This is a genomic window from Methylobacterium sp. C33D, assembly GCF_053345825.1.
In genome coordinates this window covers 78,296-92,528 of sequence record NZ_JBKFAV010000016.1, presented here as the reverse complement: position 1 = coordinate 92,528, position 14,233 = coordinate 78,296, and the positions used below count along the sequence as shown (strand labels likewise).

At 70.7% G+C, this 14,233-nt stretch carries 14 protein-coding genes; 8 read left to right on the top strand and 6 right to left on the bottom strand.

The window, feature by feature from the left end; all coding sequences use genetic code 11:
- Positions 1–232 precede the first annotated feature (232 nt).
- A complete protein-coding gene (locus ACLBXO_RS14850; protein ID WP_331314075.1) occupies positions 233–418 on the bottom strand; it encodes a hypothetical protein in 186 nt (61 codons plus the stop codon).
- 183 nt (positions 419–601) lie between these two features.
- Here ACLBXO_RS14850 and ACLBXO_RS14845 point away from each other — a divergent pair, with 183 nt between their 5' ends.
- The 5 genes from ACLBXO_RS14845 to fdhE all read left to right on the top strand — a co-directional run bounded on the left by ACLBXO_RS14845 (position 602) and on the right by fdhE (position 7,006).
- Complete coding sequence (locus ACLBXO_RS14845; RefSeq protein ID WP_331314074.1) at positions 602–943, top strand: hypothetical protein; 342 nt, start codon at positions 602–604, stop codon at positions 941–943.
- Positions 944–1,097: 154 nt separating this feature from the next.
- Positions 1,098–4,178: a formate dehydrogenase-N subunit alpha gene (fdnG, locus tag ACLBXO_RS14840; RefSeq protein ID WP_447685807.1), complete on the top strand. Its 3,081-nt coding sequence runs from the start codon at positions 1,098–1,100 to the stop codon at positions 4,176–4,178.
- A gap of 15 nt (positions 4,179–4,193) precedes the next feature.
- Positions 4,194–5,129, top strand: coding sequence for a formate dehydrogenase subunit beta (fdxH, locus tag ACLBXO_RS14835; RefSeq protein WP_331314072.1), 936 nt, complete (start codon positions 4,194–4,196; stop codon positions 5,127–5,129).
- Positions 5,130–5,284: 155 nt separating this feature from the next.
- A complete protein-coding gene (locus ACLBXO_RS14830) occupies positions 5,285–6,007 on the top strand; it encodes a formate dehydrogenase subunit gamma (RefSeq protein WP_447685806.1) in 723 nt (240 codons plus the stop codon).
- A 3-nt stretch (positions 6,008–6,010) separates the two neighbouring features.
- Positions 6,011–7,006 (top strand): formate dehydrogenase accessory protein FdhE, encoded by a 996-nt coding sequence (gene fdhE / locus ACLBXO_RS14825; RefSeq protein WP_447685805.1) that lies wholly within the window; start codon positions 6,011–6,013, stop codon positions 7,004–7,006.
- Positions 7,007–7,025: 19 nt separating this feature from the next.
- Here fdhE and ACLBXO_RS14820 read toward each other — a convergent pair whose 3' ends face one another.
- The gene (locus ACLBXO_RS14820) at positions 7,026–7,811 is read right to left on the bottom strand and encodes an NAD(P)H-dependent oxidoreductase (RefSeq protein ID WP_447685804.1); all 786 of its coding nucleotides are present in this window, start codon (positions 7,809–7,811) and stop codon (positions 7,026–7,028) included.
- A gap of 92 nt (positions 7,812–7,903) precedes the next feature.
- Between ACLBXO_RS14820 and ACLBXO_RS14815 the strand changes: the two genes are divergently transcribed.
- Positions 7,904–8,854 (top strand): LysR family transcriptional regulator, encoded by a 951-nt coding sequence (locus ACLBXO_RS14815; protein ID WP_447685803.1) that lies wholly within the window; start codon positions 7,904–7,906, stop codon positions 8,852–8,854.
- Here the strand turns inward: ACLBXO_RS14815 and ACLBXO_RS14810 are convergent.
- From ACLBXO_RS14810 to ACLBXO_RS14795, 4 genes are all read right to left on the bottom strand, one after another.
- Positions 8,845–9,189: a hypothetical protein gene (locus ACLBXO_RS14810; protein WP_447685802.1), complete on the bottom strand. Its 345-nt coding sequence runs from the start codon at positions 9,187–9,189 to the stop codon at positions 8,845–8,847. The two genes, ACLBXO_RS14815 and ACLBXO_RS14810, sit on opposite strands and share 10 nt — an antisense overlap.
- Before the next feature lie 200 nt (positions 9,190–9,389).
- Entirely contained in the window at positions 9,390–9,875 is a 486-nt protein-coding gene (locus tag ACLBXO_RS14805) for an SRPBCC family protein (protein ID WP_012318087.1), read from the bottom strand.
- Between the two features lie 211 nt (positions 9,876–10,086).
- Positions 10,087–10,725 (bottom strand): L,D-transpeptidase, encoded by a 639-nt coding sequence (locus ACLBXO_RS14800; protein WP_447685801.1) that lies wholly within the window; start codon positions 10,723–10,725, stop codon positions 10,087–10,089.
- A gap of 111 nt (positions 10,726–10,836) precedes the next feature.
- Complete coding sequence (locus ACLBXO_RS14795; RefSeq protein WP_447685800.1) at positions 10,837–11,823, bottom strand: NAD(P)H-dependent flavin oxidoreductase; 987 nt, start codon at positions 11,821–11,823, stop codon at positions 10,837–10,839.
- A 125-nt stretch (positions 11,824–11,948) separates the two neighbouring features.
- Between ACLBXO_RS14795 and ACLBXO_RS14790 the strand changes: the two genes are divergently transcribed.
- Together ACLBXO_RS14790 and ACLBXO_RS14785 are read left to right on the top strand one after the other, a co-directional pair.
- Positions 11,949–12,839 carry a LysR family transcriptional regulator gene (locus tag ACLBXO_RS14790; protein ID WP_331314060.1) on the top strand — a complete coding sequence of 297 codons (891 nt, stop codon included), beginning with the start codon at positions 11,949–11,951 and terminating at the stop codon, positions 12,837–12,839.
- Positions 12,840–12,939: 100 nt separating this feature from the next.
- Positions 12,940–14,232 (top strand): ArgE/DapE family deacylase, encoded by a 1,293-nt coding sequence (locus ACLBXO_RS14785; protein WP_447685799.1) that lies wholly within the window; start codon positions 12,940–12,942, stop codon positions 14,230–14,232.
- Position 14,233 lies beyond the last annotated feature (1 nt).

Here is a 14,233-nt window from a genome sequence, read left to right as displayed (position 1 = left end):
GCGCGATGCCGTAGCCCGATCAGGATCGATGATCGGGCCGGAAATGCAAGGGAATACAGGGGTGTAGAGAATGAGAACGCATGGATCTTCTCCTGATCGCGGGCCGAGGAGAAGAATCGCTACGCGGAAATGGGTTTCTCAGAACGAACAATCCCATGTGCTCTGGCGCACACGAGGCGGCGTTCCGCGCCGCGGCGGCTTCCCCGCGCCGCGCTCCGCGCGTCGATCCGCGTCAGCGCTTCGGCTTGCCGAGCCGGGCGATCAGGGCTTCCAGCCGCGGATCGACCGGGGCCGAGAGCGTTTCGGTGAAGAGCGCGCGCAGGTTCTGGCCGAGGTGCCGTCGGATATCGGAGCTGAGCGGCGGCGCGTCGACGGTCCGCTCGGTCTCGGACGGGCGCTCGGGATGCGGCTTCGACATGACCGGGAGATCCTCGCGCCTGTGGACACGTACGGTTGCAAGGTTTGGTTAAGGAGCCGTCACCGCAGGCGCCGCGACGGCGGCCGGCGATCCGGGTGCCCGGAGCCGGACGGTGTCGCAGGCCGGAACTGCGGCGGCGAAGGCCACGTTGCCCGGGCGATGCCCAAAGCCTGGAGCCGCCCCGTGTCCCGCTCGATCCCCCTGATGATGTCGGTGCTCCTCGCCGTGGCCACGGCCGCGTCGCCCTGCCTCGCGCAGACCAAGCCGGGCGAGATCAAGGGCGTGGACGCGATGGGCGACAAGTCCCGCAGCGCGCAGGACGGCTGGAGCCAGGCGCCGGTGCCGCGGGAGCAGTCGGCCGCCAAGGACGCGCCCGACCCGGGCGGCCGCTCGATCAAGGAGAACGCCGACCGCCCGGTCCCGCCGGCCCAGACAGGCGGCACCTCCGCCACCGAGCCGCAGGCGCCCCTGGAGCACCGCACCGCCGGTCCGTCCGGCTCCAACCCGGCCAATCCCAGCAAGTAAAAAAATTCGTTCTCCTGCAGGATGATGCAGGAGCGATGAACGTGTTGCTTCGGCCGAGACACAGCGACTTGCTGTGTCACGCAACCGCACTTGCCTCGCACACGCTTTTTTGGGACACCCTGGAATTATACCAGATCGCTTTTACGGAGCGGAGATGACGGTCCAGGTCTCGAGGCGTGGCCTGCTCAAGGGGGCCGGTGCCGGCCTCGCGGGCGGCTCGCTGGGCGCGCTCGGATTCGGCGGACTTGAGCCCGCCATGGCCGCCGCGGTGCGGCCCTTCAAGCTCGCGCAGATGCGCGAGACCCGCAACACATGCCCGTACTGCTCGGTCGCGTGCGGCGTCATCCTGTACAGCCTCGGGGACCGTTCGAAGAACGCGCGCTCCTCGGTCATGCACATCGAGGGCGATCCCGATCACCCGATCAACCGCGGCACGCTCTGCCCGAAGGGCTCGGCGCTGCTCGACTTCGTGCACGCCGAGACGCGCACCAAGTACCCGCTCCACCGCGCGCCGGGGTCCTCCGAGTTCAAGCGCGTGTCCTGGGACTTCGCCCTCGACCGCATCGCGCGGCTCATGAAGGAGGACCGGGACAAGAACTTCGTGGCCAAGAACGGCGACCTCACGGTCAACCGGTGGACCACGATGGGCTTCCTCGGGGCCTCGGCCACCACCAACGAGACGGCTTGGCTGACCTACAAGACAGTCCGAAGCATGGGGGCCCTGGTCTTCGATAACCAGGCCAGAGTTTGACACGGTCCGTCGGTCGCCAGTTTGGCGCCCTCCTTCGGACGCGGTGCGATGACCAACCTCTGGATGGACATCAAGCACGCGGACGTGATCACCGTGATGGGCGGCAATGCCGCCGAGGCTCATCCCTGCGGCTTCAAGTGGGTCGTCGAGGCGAAAGCCCATAACAACGCCAAGCTGATCGTCGTCGATCCGCGCTTCACCCGCACGGCGTCGGTGGCCGATCTCTACTGCCCGATCCGGCAGGGGACCGACATCGCGTTCCTGTCAGGCGTGGCCAAGTACCTGCTCGACAACGACAAGCTGCAGCACCGCTACGTCTCCGCCTACACCAACGCCGGGTACGTGGTCCGCGAGGGCTACGACTTCAGCGAAGGCCTGTTCACGGGCTACGACGCGGACAAGCGCGACTACGACAAGACCACCTGGGACTACGAGATCGGCCCCGACGGCTACGCCGTGGTCGACGAGACGATGCAGCACCCGCGCTGCGTGATGCAGCTCCTGAAGAAGCACGTCTCGCTCTACACCCCCGAGATGGTCGAGAAGATCTGCGGCTCGCCCAAGGAGACCTTCCTGAAGGTCTGCGAGCTGATGGCGACCACGGCTTCCCCCGAGAAGTCGATGGCCTCGCTCTACGCGCTCGGCTGGACGCACCACTCCAAGGGCTCGCAGAACATCCGCTCGATGTGCATCGTGCAGACCCTGCTGGGCAATCTCGGCGTGCTCGGCGGCGGCCTGCAGGCCCTGCGCGGTCACTCCAACATCCAGGGGCTGACCGATATCGGGCTGATGAGCAATCTCATCCCCGGCTATCTGAACATCCCGGTGGAGAAGGAGCCGGATTACGCGAGCTACATCGCCAAGCGGCAGTTCAAGCCGCTGCGTCCCGGACAGACGAGTTACTGGCAGAACTACAACAAGTTCTTCGTCTCGTTCCAGAAGGCGATGTGGGGCGACAAGGCCACCAAGGAGAACGATTGGGCGTACGATTACCTGCCCAAGCTCGACGTGCCGACCTACGACGTGCTGCGCGGGTTCGAGCTCGCCAAGCAGGGCAAGATGACCGGCTACGTCATCCAGGGCTTCAACCCCCTGCTGTCATTCCCGAATCGCGCCAAGATGACGGAAGCCTTCTCCAAGATGAAGTTCATCGTGGTGATGGATCCGCTCAAGACGGAGACGGCCCGGTTCTGGGAGAACCACGGCGAGTACAACGACGTCGATCCGACCAAGATCCAGACCGAGGTGTTCGAGCTTCCGACCACCCTGTTCGTGGAGGAGGAAGGCTCGCTGTCGAACTCCAGCCGCTGGCTGCAGTGGCACTGGCAGGCGCAGGACGCGCCCGGCGAGTGCCGCTCCGACATCGAGATCATGTCGGAGATCTTCCTGCGCATCCGCAACGCCTACAAGAAGGACGGCGGGGCCTTCCCGGACGCGATCGTCAATCTGAAGTGGGACTACGCGATCGCCGAGGCGCCGACGCCGACCGAGCTCGCCCGCGAGCTGAACGGCTACACGCTGGCGCCGACGCCGGACCTCAACGGGACCGTCATTCCGGCCGGCAGGCAGGTCGACGGCTTCGCCCAGCTGAAGGACGACGGCACCACCGCGTGCGGCTGCTGGATCTACTCGGGCTGCTACACCGAGAAGGGCAACATGATGGCCCGCCGGGACAACACCGATCCCGGCGACCGCGGCATCGCGCCCAACTGGGCCTTCGCGTGGCCGGCCAACCGGCGCGTGCTCTACAACCGCGCCTCGTGCGACCCCGAGGGTCGCCCGTGGTCGGAGAAGAAGAAGCTCATCGAGTGGAACGGCAAGCAGTGGATCGGCTTCGACGTGCCGGACTACGGCGTCACCGTCGCCCCCGATAAGGGCGTCGGGCCGTTCATCCTGAACCAGGAGGGTGTCGCCCGCCTGTGGACCCGCGGCCTCATGCGCGACGGGCCGTTCCCGACGCACTACGAGCCCTTCGAGTCGCCGGTGGCCAACCTCGCCTTCCCGAAGATCAAGGGCGCGCCCGCGTCCCGCATCTTCAAGGACGACCTGGCCGATCTCGGCGACGCGAAGGAGTTCCCCTACGCGGCGACGAGCTACCGCCTGACCGAGCACTTCCACGGGTGGACCAAGCACGCCCGGATCAACGCGATCCTCCAGCCGGAGGCCTTCGTGGAGATCTCGGAGGAGCTCGCCAAGGAGAAGGGCATCGCCAAGGGCGGCTGGGTCCGCGTCTGGTCGAAGCGCGGCTCCCTGAAGGCCAAGGCCGTGGTGACGAAGCGGATCAAGCCGCTGATCTGCGACGGCAAGCCCGTCCACGTCGTCGGCATCCCGCAGCACTGGGGCTTCATGGGCCACACCAAGAAAGGATGGCACCCGAACTCGCTCACGCCGGTCGTGGGCGACGCGAACACCGAGACGCCGGAGTTCAAGGCCTGGCTCGTGAACATCGAGCCGACCACGCCTCCGTCGGACGCGGTCGCGTAAGGGGGAGCGGCAGACATGGCTGACTACAGCTCCCTCGACATCCGCCAGCGCTCCGCCTCCACGGAGACGCCGCCGGAGATCCGCCGCCAGGTGGAGGTCGCGAAACTCATCGACGTGTCGAAGTGCATCGGCTGCAAGGCCTGCCAGTCGGCCTGCGAGGAGTGGAACGACCTGCGCGACGACATCGGCGTCAACACGGGCACCTACCAGAACCCCCACGACCTCACGCCGAAGTCGTGGACCCTGATGCGGTTCACCGAGTACGAGAACCCGGAGACCAACAACCTCGAATGGCTGATCCGGAAGGACGGCTGCATGCACTGCACCGAGCCGGGCTGCCTGAAGGCCTGCCCGTCCCCCGGCGCGATCGTGCAGTACTCCAACGGCATCGTCGACTTCATCGAGGAGAACTGCATCGGCTGCGGCTACTGCGTGAAGGGCTGCCCCTTCAACATCCCGCGCATCAGCCAGACCGACCACAAGGCGTACAAGTGCACCCTGTGCTCGGACCGGGTGGCGGTGGGGCAGGCTCCGGCCTGCGCCAAGGCCTGCCCGACCGGCTCGATCATGTTCGGCACCAAGCAGGCCATGATCGATCAGGCCCACGACCGCGTCGAGGACCTGAAGTCGCGCGGCTTCGACAAGGCGGGTCTCTACGATCCGGCCGGGGTCGGCGGCACGCACGTCATGTACGTGCTGCACCACGCCGACCAGCCGAGCCTCTATGCCGGCCTGCCGAACGATCCGAAGATCTCGCCGCTGGTCGCCTTCTGGAAGGGCGGGGCCAAGGTGTTCGGTCTCGCCGCGATGGGCTTCGCGGCCGTGGCGGGCTTCTTCCACTACGTGACGGCCGGCCCGAACGAGGTCGTGCCCGAGGAGGAGGAAGAGGCGGTCGAGTACGACGAGGCCAAGCGCCGGGAGAATGGCGGCGGCGAGGTCCGGCCGCACTGACGCAACGGTCTCCCTCCCCTCTCTTCGGGGGAGGGAGAGAGGCGGCGCCGCGAGCGACAGGACGAGGACGGTACAGCCGCTTCGCCCTATCTTACAATTCAGAGCCACCTCCGCGGCGATGCGGGGCCGGCGCCGCATCAGGCAGGTGAAGGCCGATGACGATCCACAGCGATATCCGGGACGGCGATCCCCGCCCCCTCCACCACGCCAAGTCCGCGGCGCCGGAGGTGATGTACGTCCCGCGTTACACCGGTGTGCAGCGGGTCAACCACTGGATCACCGCGATCCTGTTCACGCTGCTGACCCTGTCGGGTCTGGCGATGTTCACGCCCTACCTGTTCTCGCTGACCGGCCTGTTCGGCGGCGGACAGGCGACCCGGGCGATCCACCCGTGGTTCGGCGTGGCGCTGGCGGTCAGCTTCCTCTTCCTGTTCGTGCGCTTCTGGAAGCTCAACATCCCCAACAAGGACGATGTCGAGTGGACGAAGCACATCGGCGACGTGGTCACCAACCGCGAGGACCGGCTGCCGGAACTCGGCAAGTACAATGCCGGCCAGAAGGGCGTGTTCTGGGGCCAGACCGCGCTGATCGGCGTGATGTTCGTGACCGGGCTGGTGATCTGGAACACCTATTTCGGGGGGCTCACCTCGATCGAGACCCAGCGCTGGGCGCTGCTCGCCCACTCGCTGGCCGCCGTGATCGCCATCGCGATCATCGTGGTGCACATCTACGCCGGCATCTGGGTGCGCGGCACCGGCCGGGCGATGGTCCGCGGCACGGTCACGGGCGGCTGGGCTTACCGGCACCACCGCAAGTGGTTCCGGCAGATCGCGGGCGGCAAGGCGCGCCAGGGCTCGGTGGACAAGCGCGGATCCTGAGTCTTGGCCAACTTCTTCAAGCGTAAACCCGCGGCTCCGGTCGCGGAGAAGACCCCGACACGAGCCGAGGCGCCCCAGCCCCGCCGCCGGGATTTCAGCGAGCTGAAGCCCGATCCCGACAAGATCGGGATCTCGGGCTCGGTGCCGTTCGTCCGCCTGCCCGATCCCACCACGCTGTTCGCCGACCGGGCCGCGCGCCTGGCGGAGGCCGCGCCCGGGCACCCGCTGGAGGCCTATCTCCGGTTCGTCGGCGAGGTCGCCCGGGCCCAGGCGGTGATCCAGGCGACGTTTCCCGCCCCCGCGGCGCCGGACGCCGCCGATCAGGCGCTGCGGAGCGAGCACGGCATGCCGCCGCTGTCGCGGCACGGCCTCGAGGCCGACCCGGATTTCGACGCGTGCCTCCTCGCGCTGCTCGCCGAGCTGGATCTCTCGACCGCGCCCGAGGCCTCGGGCGCGGCGCGGGATGCCCTGCGGGCCGCCTCGCGGGAGGATCGTCTCGATCTCGCCCTCCAGGTTTTCGAGGGCGCGCTGCCGGTGGACCGGATCGCCGAGTGCGTGTTCGTCTCGGCCGCGCTGCAGGTGCGCCTCGCCGAGCAGGCCGCGCGCCTCGACAGGACCGCGCTGAAGCCCGTGGCGGACGGTGTCTGCCCGTGCTGCGGCGGCGCGCCGGTGGCGAGCGTCATCGTCTCCTGGACCCCGGCCGACAAGGCCCGGTACCTCAGCTGCTCGCTCTGCGGCACGTACTGGAACCACGTCCGGATCCGCTGCACCGCCTGCGGCGACGGCGAGGGCGTCAGCTATTACGGGCTCGACGAGGTCTCGAAGGACGTTCAGGTCGAGACCTGCACGGCCTGCCACAGCTACATCAAGCACCTGCACCAGCATCGCGCGCCGGCCCTCGACCCGGTGGCGGACGACATCGCGTCCTACGGACTCGATCTGAAGATCGCCGAGGACGGGTTCCGGCGCGCCGGACTGAACCTGCTGTTCGTGATCTGAGCGGCCTCGGCCGCGCCGGTCACGCGCCGGCGCGGTGGAGGGCGAATCCCCGCGCGCCCGGCGCCTCCAGCCCCGGCCGCAGCTCCATGCTGGGAATCCGGTAATCGCCGCCATTCTGCTGCCGGAACGGGATCGGGGGCGTCGTCGCGAGCGCGGCCAGCCGCTCCCGCAGGCGCTCGGCCACGGCCTCGAACGCGGCCGCGTCGAGGCCGTCGGCCCGGTAGGCGACGAAGGGCGGCAGCACCGTGTAGCCGGGATAATGCAGGATCCCGTGCTGGATCGGGAACAGCAGGTCGTCGATCGGCCCGTTGATCCCGCGCGCGGCGTAGTGCTCCTCCCAGCCGCCGGCGGTCACGATCAGCATGGCGCGCCGGCCCGCGAGGCGGCCCTCGCCGTAGCGGTCGCCCCAGCGCCGGTCGCTGTGCTCGCCGACGCCGTAGGCGAAGCCGTGGGCGTAGACCCGATCGACCCAGCCCTTGAGGATCGCCGGCAGGCCGAACCACCAGAGCGGGAACAGCAGGATCAGCTGGTCGGCCCACAGGAGCTTGGCCTGCTCGGCGACCACGTCGGCGGTGAGGCGTCCGGCCGCGGCGGCCTCCCCCGAGGCGGCTGGCACGCGCAGGCGCGCCCCGGGGAAGAGGCCCGGGAAGTCCGCCCGGTCGACCGCCGCTTTCCAGCCCATCGCGTAGAGATCCGAGACCGCGACCGCATGGCCCTGCGCCTCCAGCGCGGCCACGGCCTCGTCGCGGAGCGCGCCGCAGAGGGAGCGCGGCTCCGGATGGGCGAAGACGATCAGGATGTTCATGGTGCGGGATCCGTCGTGTATCGGGGCCCCCCTGCTAGCCCGCGGCCGATCGATCCGGTACGTGGCGCGTCCGGATAGGATTGTGCCGCAGCATGGATAGATCCGATGTCACCCTGGAGCGCATGCGCAGCTTCGTCCGGGTGGCCGAGCGCGGCAGCCTGTCGGCGGTGGCGCGCGAGTTCGGAGTCGGGCAATCGACGATCACCCGGCACCTGCGCGAACTCGAGGACGCCGTCGGGGTCGCCCTGATCAGCCGGACGACGCGGCGCCTGGCCCTGACGGCCGAGGGCCTGGGCTACTACGAGAACAGCCTGCGCATCCTGGACCTCGTCGAGCAGGCGGGTGCCGCGGCGCGGGACCGGCGGCACGCTCCGGCGGGCACCGTCCGCCTGTCGTGCACGGCGGCGCTGGGCGCCCTCCACGTCGGCGCCACCGTCTTCGCGTTCCAGGACCGCTACCCCGACATCTCAGTGGATCTGAGCCTGACCGACGAGCGCGTGGATCTCGTCCGCGAGGGCATGGACCTGGCGATCCGCCTGGGCCCCCTGGCCGACAGCACCCTGAGGCTGCGGGCCGTCGGGCAGTCGGAGCGTCGTCTCGTCGCGGCCCCCGCCTACCTGGCGGCGCGCGGCCGGCCGCTGACGCCGCAGGATCTCGCCGGCCACGAGGGGATCCGCATGACGAACGTGGCGGGGAGCGGCACGCTGGTTCTCGAAGGACCGGATGGCGGGCGCCACGCGGTGCCGTTCGGCGGACGCCTCCGGGTCGATCACGGGCTCGCCGCAAGGGCGGCGGTCCTCGCGGGGCGGGGCATCGCGCCCGCGCATCGTTGGCTGGTCGCGGATTGTCTCGCCGACGGCCGGCTCGAGGCGGTCCTGCCGGATCACGCGGTGCCGTCGGTGCCGCTCAGCCTGCTGATCGTGCCCGAGCGGGCCGGGATCGCGCGGGTCCGGCTGCTGGCGGATTTCCTCGCCACGGAACTCCGCGCGGTCCCGGGGATCGCGCCGGAGCCCGCCGTGGGCGCGGCCGCCGCTCAGCGATAGCCGTAGCGGCTCTTGGCGGCGGCGAGCAGGTGCAGGGCCTCGCCCGACTTGCCGGCCGAGCATTCCGCGGCGGCGTGGGCGAGGTCGGCGCTGAAGCGGTCGCCCACCGGCTTGTTGAGGTTGCCGGTGGCCACGTCGCTGTCGACGATCGCCTTGGTGCGCGCGATCTCCGGGCCGCAGCCGCTGCCGGTGGGCAGGGCCAGGGGGGCCGGGATGACCGGCGCGGGCTCGGTGACCGCGGGCGTGGCGCGCTGCTGGCAGGCGCCCAGCGCCGCGACGGCGAGGGCGACGAGGCTGAGGCGCATCGGGAGGCGGGACGCGGGCACGGCGATCATCCTGTTGGGGCGCGAGGGACCGCGCCGCCGAGGTTTTGAGCCGAGCTTGGCAGTGGGTCAATCGCCCCGGCCACATGCCGAGGGGGCGCGGAGCGCGGGACGCCGAGCGCCGGCGGCTTGCGATTTCGCTGTGCCAGCAGGACCTTGGAGCGCGCCGCCGGCATCCTACACCGGCGGCGCGCTCCGAATCGTGACGGGACTTACTTCGCCTTGTCGGCGAGCGCCTTCAGGCCCGAATCGTAGATGCCCTGGATCGCGTCGGTGGCGACCGTGTCCGGGGCGCCCTTGGCGTTGAAGGTCCCGGTCCAGGTCACCTTCGAGCCGGAGCCGGCGGGGGCGACCGACAGGGTCGACTTGTAGTCCGAGACCGGGAGCGGGCTCTCCAGGATCGTGTAGGTGTAGCTCATCACCTTGTCGTCGCGGGAGACCTGCTCCTCCTTGATGGTGCCGCCGCCCTTGAGGCTGAGGGTGCGGACCTTCATGCCGTCCTTGTCCGACAGGACGCATTTCTCGATGGCGGGGTGCCAGTCGCCGATGCCGCAGAACTCGCCGATGGTCTGCCAGACCTTGGCCGGCGGCGCGGCGATGTCGGCCGAGCGCGTGACCTCCAGGGCGTAGCCCGGCACGGTGGCGGCGGCGAGCGCCAGGGCGGCAAGGGGAAGGGACCGGCAGAAAGCGAAGGGCATCTCGGGGTGTCTCCGTCCGTCTCAGGTCGCGGCAGGGGCCGCGCAGGCTCTGTTGGCCGCGCAGGAGCTAGGCCGGGAGGTGGCGCTCGGCAATGGGCGGGAGCGGCGGCGCATGACTTTCGCAGTCACACGACGCGGTCGGTGACCGGCCGCGCGTCAGGGCAGGTCGTGGCGCCGATCCGCGGACACCGGGCCCGGAGCGCGATCCGGCCTACCAGCCGTCCATCTCGTCGGTGTCGGCCGGATAGCCGTAGACCGTCGCGGGCGCGTAGGCGGGCCGGGAAGCGGGGCGGTAATAGGCCGGTACCGACCGGCGTCCCATCTGATCGCTGTCCGCCAGCAGGTCGTCAGGCCCGTAGGGGCTGCGGCTCCGGGCGACGCGGGTTCCGCGCTGACCCCGGTCGGCCATCGGGACATCCGCCCCCTCGATCACCACCCGGGTCCGGCCCATGCCCTGGCTCTTCACGAGGTTGAACAGGGTCGCGGCGTTGCGCACCGACAGGCGCACGCAGCCGTGCGAGGCCGCGCGTCCCAGGCTCCGGACGTGGTTGGTGCCGTGGATGGCGTGGCCCTGCGTCGTGAAGAACATCGCGAAGGGCATGGGCGCGTCGTCCCACTCCTTCGAGAAGTGCGTGCGCTCCATCCGGAACGGGCGATAGGAGCCGGACGGGGTGTCGTAGCTCGCGACGCCGGTCGAGACCGGCCAGGAGTAGCGCGGCTGGCCGTCGACCGAGACCTCCATGCGCTGCGCGGACTTGTCGACATTGACGAGCACGTCGGCGCTGGCCGTCGCGGGGATGCCCGCGCACAGAAGGAGCCCGGACAGGACGGAGATCAGACCGACACGCATGAGCGACTCCGACTGGAAAGACAGCGACGGTTTGCCGTCACGCTAAGCCGTCGGCAACACCGAGGTTCCGGTCCGCGGCAACCCTGCGTAGTCACGCTTTGCTGAGTGCCGTCACGGCGCCGCCGTGGCCATGCCGGAGATCCGCCGTATCGCGGCCTCCGCCTCCTCGGCGATGCGCAGGACGAGGTCGCCGGCGCCCGGCAGATCGTCGATCAGCCCGACGGCCTCGCCGACCGTGACGTTGGCGACATCGTAGTCGCCGGCCGCGTCGGCCTCCTCCACGTCCCGGCGCCGCTCGGCCGAGGCCGCGCGCAGCGCGTCCTCGCGGCCGTGCCACGTCTCGATGAAGGCGTTGCGCAGGAGCCGCCCGGTATAGGGCGCCGGCCAGGCCCGCTGGCGGGCGATGTCGTAGACCTGCGTGCGGATCGTCTCGTCGCCGGTGGCGGCGAGGACCCGTCGCTTCGCGGCCGGATGGATCAGCGCCTCCCGGGTGGCCCAGAACCGCGTCCCCATCAGGACGCCGTCGGCCCCCAGGGCCAGGGCGGCGGCGAGGCCGCGCCCGTCGGCGATGCCGCCCGCCGCGAGGAGCAGCGTCTCGGGGCGTTCGCGGGCGATCAGGTCGGCGACAGCCGGCACGAAGGCCGCGGTGCCGCGGGCGGTGAGGCCGTGGCCGCCGGCCTCCGTCCCCTGCGCCACCACCGCGGCCGCGCCGACCTCCAGGGCGCGCCGGGCGTGGGCCAGCGTGTGCACCTGGCAGATGAGCCGCACGCCGGCGGCGCGGACCCGGTCGGCGAACGGCGCGGGATCCGCGAAGGAGAGCATCAGGGCGGCGGGCGACCGGGCGAGCGCCGCGTCGAGGAGCGACGGGTCCCGGGCCATCGACCACGTGATGAAGCCGCAGCCGACCCGCTGATTGCCCGCGCGGGCGAATTCCCGTTTGAGCGTCGCGTGGTCGCCGTAACCGCCGCCGATCAGGCCGAGGCCGCCGGCGGCGCTCACCGCCGCCGCGAGGGCGCCCCCCGAGGCCGGGTCCATCGGGGCGAGCACGATCGGGTGCCGCAGCCCGAAGGCGTCGGTGAGTCTGGTCCTCAGGGCCATGGGTCCCCTCCTCCGCGGAACGTCTCGGACGCGCGGTTGCGCGCGCTGCCCGTCCAGGCTTAACGATCCGTCCGGTGCTGAGAAAATGATTCCTTGAGAAGGAAGGCATCGGAAAAGCAGATGACATGAACAGCACCGACCTGATGTTCTTCGCGGCCGTTGCCGAGACCGGCGGCATCGGGCGGGCGGCGGCGCGGCTCAACACCGTCCAGTCCAATGTGACCGGGCGGATCCGCGCCCTGGAGCAGGCCCTGCGCGTGCCGCTGTTCCACCGCGGCAGCCGCGGGGTGACGCTGACCCGGGCGGGAGAACGGCTCCTGCCCTACGCGCTTCAGGTCGGGCAGCTCCTCGCGGAGGCGCGCCACGCCCTGCTGGCCGAGGGCGAGCCGCGCGGACCCCTGCGGATCGGCGCCATGGAGACGACCGCGGCCCTGCGCCTGCCCGGCCCGCTCGCGGATTTCGCCGCGCGCCACCCGGAGGTGGACATCGAGCTGGAGACCGGCCCGACCGAGCAGCTGATCGCCCGGGTCCTCGACCGGAGCCTGGAGGGGGCCTTCGTGGCCGGCCCGGTCGCGCAGGCCGACCTCGTCGGGATCCCGGTCTTCACGGAAGAGCTGGTTCTGGTGGCGCCCCCGGCCGTCGGCGACCTCGCGGCGCTGCTCGACCGGCTGGCCCGGGCGCGCGACGCGAAGGTGCTCGTGTTCCGGGCCGGCTGCTCGTACCGGAGGCGCCTGGAGGACTTTCTGGGGCGCCAGGGCCTCGTGCACGTGCGGCGCATGGAGTTCGGCACCCTCGACGGCATCCTCGGCTGCGTGGCGGCCGGCCTGGGCGTGACCCTGGTGCCGCGCGCCGTGGCGGACCCGGCGCACCGCGCCGGCCGCGTCTCGGTCCACCCCGTACCCGACGGGGAGGGACACGTCCCGACCCTGCTGGTCCACCGCGCCGACGACCGGCCGAGCGCGGCCTTCGCGCGGTTCGCCGAGCAGGTCCGAACGGCCGTCGCGCACGCGCCGTGAACCTCCCGGTTCCGGCACGCGCCATGCTCTCGGCAACCGCCGGTTGACAGCTGCCCGGGCCCGGGCGCTTCCTCCCGGCCGCAGACGGTTCGGAGTTCCCATGGCCCTCGACCCCACCCTCGCCGCCGAGATCGAAGCCTCCGTGGCGGAGGGATTCGCCGATCAGGTCGCCCACACGCAGGCGCTCGTCCGGTTCGCGTCCCTGCGCGGGGAGGAGCATGCCTGCCAGGACTACGTCTTCGACCAGTTCCGCGCGCGCGGCTACGCCACCGAGCGCTTCACCATGGACCGGGCCGCCATCGCGGCCCATCCGGGCGGCTCGAAGATCGACGCCGCGCACCATTCGGACGCGCCGATCGTGGTCTGCCACCATCGACCCGGTACCGAGACCGGCCGCTCGCTGATCCTGCAGGCGCATGTCGACGTGGTGCCGCCCGGTCCCCTCGACCTCTGGACCCATCGGCCCTTCGATCCGGTGATCCAGGGCGACTGGATGTATGGCCGCGGCGCCGGCGACATGAAGGCCGGGCATGCCGCCAACCTGTTCGCCCTCGACGCGCTCGCCCGCCTCGGCCTCCAGCCGGCGGCCTCGGTCACGGTGCAGTCGGTGGTCGAGGAGGAATCCACCGGCAACGGCGCCCTGATGACCCACCTGCGCGGCTACCGGGCCGACGCCGTTCTGATCCCCGAGCCGGAGGACGAGAAGCTCGTCCGCGCCAACACCGGCGTGCTCTGGTTCACCGTCGAGGTGCGGGGCGTGCCGGTCCATGTCCGCGAGATGGGCGCGGGCGCCAACGCCATCGACGCCACCTACCGGGTGATCGGCGCGCTGCGCGACGTCGAGGCCCGCTGGAACGCCGAGAAGGCGGCGCACTCGCATTTCGAAACCGAGGACCACCCGATCAACCTCAACATCGGCAAGATCGAGGGCGGCGACTGGGCCTCCTCGGTCCCGGCCTGGTGCCGGATCCACTGCCGGGTGGCGCTCTACCCGGGCGTGACCGCCGCGCAGGCCGCCGCCGAGATCGAGGCCGCGGTGGCGTCCTTCGCCCGCACCGACCCGTTCCTGGCCAACAGCCCGCCGCGCGTGGTCTTCAACGGCTTCTTCGCCGAGGGCTACGTGCTGGAGGAGGGCTCGGAGGCCGAGGCGGTGCTCGGCCGCGCCCACGAGCGGGCGATCGGGTCGCCGCTCCAGAGCTTCATGACCGCGGGCTACCTCGATACCCGGGTCCACGCCCTCTACGACCGGGTGCCGGCCCTCTGCTACGGCCCGACCTCCCAGAACATCCACGGCTTCGACGAGCGCGTGAGCCTCGCCTCGGTGAACCGGATCACGACCGCCATGGCGCTGTTCGTGGCCGAGTGGTGCGGGACCGAGCGCAGGGCCGCGTGAG